We start from the raw sequence: 3642 nt of genomic DNA, 5'->3' as shown, positions 1-3642 counted from the left end.
CCTCAGGGGGCGGTGAGACCGGGGACGACAGAGCGACCGGTCGGGCGTGACGACCGGGGTCACCGATCCCGCGGGTCTCGCGCTCTCACCGCCGCCGCGCGACGCGCGGGCACCCTTCGGGATCTATCTCCATGTCCCGTTCTGCGCGTCCCGGTGCGGCTACTGCGATTTCAACACCTACACCGCCGGGGAACTCGGGTCGGCCACGTCGCCCGCCGACTGGGAGCGCGCCGCCGCGCTGGAGATCGAGCGGGCGGCGACCGTCCTGGCCGGGTCCGGCACCCCGCCGCTGGTGGACACCGTCTTCGTCGGCGGGGGGACGCCGTCGCTGGTGGGTGCGGACGTCCTGGTGGGGATGCTGGGGCGCATCCGGTCCACGTTCGGACTGGCACCCGGCGCAGAGGTGACCACCGAGAGCAACCCCGAGTCCACCTCCCCCGAGTTCTTCGGGCGCCTGCGCGAGGGCGGGTTCACCCGGATCTCGCTCGGTATGCAGTCCACGGCGGCGCACGTCCTGAGGGTCCTGGACAGGGCGCACACCCCGGGGCGCCCGCAGGAGGCCGTCGCCGAGGCGGGTCGCGCCGGGTTCGACCACATCAACCTGGACGTGATCTACGGGACCCCCGGGGAGACCGACGACGACCTCGCCCGCACCCTCGACGCCGTCGTGGAGTCCGGCGTGGACCACGTGTCCGCCTATTCGCTCATCGTCGAGGACGGCACCGCGTTGGCGCGGAGGATCCGGCGGGGAGAGCTGCCCGGAACCGTCGACGACGTGCTCGCCGACCGCTACGAGCAGGTGGCGCGACGGCTCGCGAGGGCGGGGTTCCACTGGTACGAGGTCTCCAACTTCGCGGCCGACGAGTCGGGATACTGTCGCCACAACATGGGGTACTGGCGCGGCGGCGACTGGTGGGGGATCGGTCCCGGGGCGCACAGCCACGTCGCCGGTGCCCGCTGGTGGAACCTGCGTCACCCGGCCCGGTACGCGGCCGCCTGCGACGCCGGTGACCTGCCGGTCGAGGGCGGGGAGCGGCTGACCGACGCCGACCGGCACCTCGAGCGGATCATGACCGGCCTCCGGCTGGCCGAAGGGCTCCCGGACGCCGCTTTCACCGCGCAGGAGCGGGCGCGGGCGGACCTCCAGGTATCGGCGGGCGTGCTGCGTCGCCGTCCGTCGGTCGGGGCCGACGACGGCGGGTACGCGTTGACCGACTCGGGCAGGCTGCTGGCGGACGGTGTCGTGCGCGACGTCCTCCTCTGACGCGCTGGATTAGAATCGTCCGTACGCAGCCAGTGAGAAGGGGAACCGATGTCGAGTACGGCCGATCGTAGGACCGAGGTCCTGCGCGCGATCGTCTCCGACTACATCGCCTCGCACGAGCCCGTCGGCTCCAAGTCCCTGGTCGACCGCCATTCCCTGGGGGTCTCGAGCGCGACGATCCGCAACGATATGGCCGTGCTCGAGGCGGAGGGCTTCATCGTCCAACCCCACACGAGTTCCGGACGGATCCCCACGGAGAAGGGCTACCGACATTTCGTCGACTCGATCGAGGAGATCACGCCGCTCTCGCGGGCGCAGCGTAAGGCCATCCAGGCGTTCCTCGAGGGTGCCGTCGACCTCGACGACGTCCTCCGGCGGGCCGTGCGGCTGCTGTCGCAGCTCACCCGCCAGGTCGCCGTCGTCCAGTACCCGGTGCTGGGACGCTCCACCGTGCGTCATCTCGAGGTGGTGAGCCTGGCACCCACCCGCCTGCTGTTGGTGCTGATCACCGACACCGGCAGGGTGGACCAGCGGACCGTCGACCTCGCCGCGGAGCTGACGGACGATCACCTGGCCGAACTCCGGGCGCTCCTCTCGGAGGCGGTGGCGGACAAGAGGCTCAGCGACGCCTCCGAGGCGCTGGCGGCCACCCCCGAGCGCGCGCGGCCGGAGTACCGCGACGCCGCGGAGAGGTGCGTGACGGTGCTGGTGGAGACCCTGGTGGAGCAGCCCGACGACCGCATCGTCCTGGGCGGTACCGCCAACCTCACCCGCAGCGCGGCCGATTTCGACGGTTCCCTGAGATCCGTCCTCGAGGCGTTGGAGGAGCAGGTCGTGATCCTCCGGTTGCTCTCGGCGGCGCAGTCCGTGGGGATGGGGGGCCCCGGCGGGGTCACCGTCCAGATCGGCGAGGAGACCCGGTCGGCGGAGATCCGCGGGGCGTCCGTGGTGTCCTCCGTGTACGGTTCCGGGCGCCAGATGCTGGGCGGGATGGGGGTGCTCGGGCCCACCAGGATGGACTACCCGGGAACAATCGCCTCGGTCGCCGCTGTTGCCCACTACGTGGGCGAGATCCTGTCCGGGCGCTGACGCCCGTAGCCTCACCCGGGACCGGCGTCCCACCGACCTGATCCACATGACGAAAGGCGACACGTGTCACGCGACTACTACGGGACCCTCGGGGTCGATCGAGGTGCCTCGGAGTCCGAGATCAAGCGCGCCTACCGCAAGCTCGCCCGCGAGTTGCACCCCGATGTCAACCCGTCGGACGAGGCGCGTGAGCGGTTCAGCGAGATCACGGCGATCTACGAGGTGCTCACCGATCCCGAGAAGCGCCGCGTCGTGGACATGGGCGGCGATCCTCTGGACTCGTCTCCCGGTGGCGGATTCGGTGGCGGCTTCGGTGGCGGGGGTTTCGGCGCCGGCGGGGGGCTCGGCGACGTGTTCGAGGCGTTCTTCGGCGGCGGCGGCGGTGGCGGCGGACGTGGCCCCAGGAGCCGTGTGCAGCCGGGGTCGGACGCGCTGATCCGTGTGAACCTGTCCCTGGCGGAGTGCGCGACCGGCGTCACCAAGGAGATCCAGGTCGACACGGCCGTCCTCTGCGAGACCTGCCACGGCAAGGGCTCCGCGACCGACGCGCCGCCCGCCAGGTGCGGGATGTGCCAGGGCCAGGGTGAGATCCAGTCCGTCCAGCGCTCCCTGTTGGGCAACATCATGACCAGCCGACCGTGCCCCACCTGCGCGGGGACCGGTGAGATCATCACCGATCCGTGCGGCGACTGCACCGGCCAGGGCCGCGTCCGCAAGCGCCGCACCGTGTCGGCCAAGATCCCGGCGGGTGTCGGCGGCGGGATGCGGATCCGGCTGTCCGGTCAGGGTGAGGTCGGCCCCGGAGGGGGCCCCGCCGGGGACCTCTACATCGAGGTCAACGAGCGCACCCACCCGGTGTTCGTCCGCGACGGCGAGGACCTGCACTGCACGGTCCGCGTCCCGGTCGTGGACGCCATCCTCGGCGGCCGGGTGGATCTGGAGACCGTCGTCGGAGACGACCTGGAGATCGACATCCCGGCCGGCACCCAGCCCGGGCACACGGTCACCCTGTCCGGCCGCGGGATGCCACGTGTCCGGGGCGGCGGTGCCGGTGACCTCACGGTCCACATGGAGGTCGTGATCCCGGACAAGCTGGACCGCAAGCGGCGGGACCTCGTGGAGCAGCTGCGCCGACTCGGTGGCGACTCGGCCGAGATCGTCAACGAGGACACCGCCCGCCGGGGCGGGTTGTTCTCACGGCTGCGCGACGCGGTCGCGGGTCACTGACCCGGTGACCCCGCCTCTGTTCCGGCTCGACGCGGTGCCCGCCGTCGGCGAGACCGCCGTAC

General features: G+C 71.8%; 3 protein-coding genes. All 3 read left to right on the top strand.

What is annotated here, in order from left to right; genetic code table 11:
- The first annotated feature begins 46 nt into the window (after positions 1 to 46).
- The 3 genes from hemW to dnaJ all read left to right on the top strand — a co-directional run bounded on the left by hemW (position 47) and on the right by dnaJ (position 3580).
- A complete protein-coding gene (gene hemW, locus IY392_RS12675; protein WP_194861410.1) occupies positions 47 to 1264 on the top strand; it encodes a radical SAM family heme chaperone HemW in 1218 nt (405 codons plus the stop codon).
- A 48-nt stretch (positions 1265 to 1312) separates the two neighbouring features.
- On the top strand, positions 1313 to 2353 hold the full coding sequence (gene hrcA / locus IY392_RS12670) for a heat-inducible transcriptional repressor HrcA (RefSeq protein WP_107756112.1): 1041 nt from the start codon (positions 1313 to 1315) through the stop codon (positions 2351 to 2353).
- A gap of 63 nt (positions 2354 to 2416) precedes the next feature.
- Positions 2417 to 3580, top strand: coding sequence for a molecular chaperone DnaJ (gene dnaJ / locus IY392_RS12665; RefSeq protein WP_107756113.1), 1164 nt, complete (start codon positions 2417 to 2419; stop codon positions 3578 to 3580).
- The last annotated feature ends 62 nt before the right edge of the window (positions 3581 to 3642 follow it).

Source organism: Dietzia sp. SYD-A1, from assembly GCF_015356725.1.
Classification (GTDB): domain Bacteria; phylum Actinomycetota; class Actinomycetes; order Mycobacteriales; family Mycobacteriaceae; genus Dietzia.
This window is presented reverse-complemented; position numbering and strand designations above follow the sequence as displayed.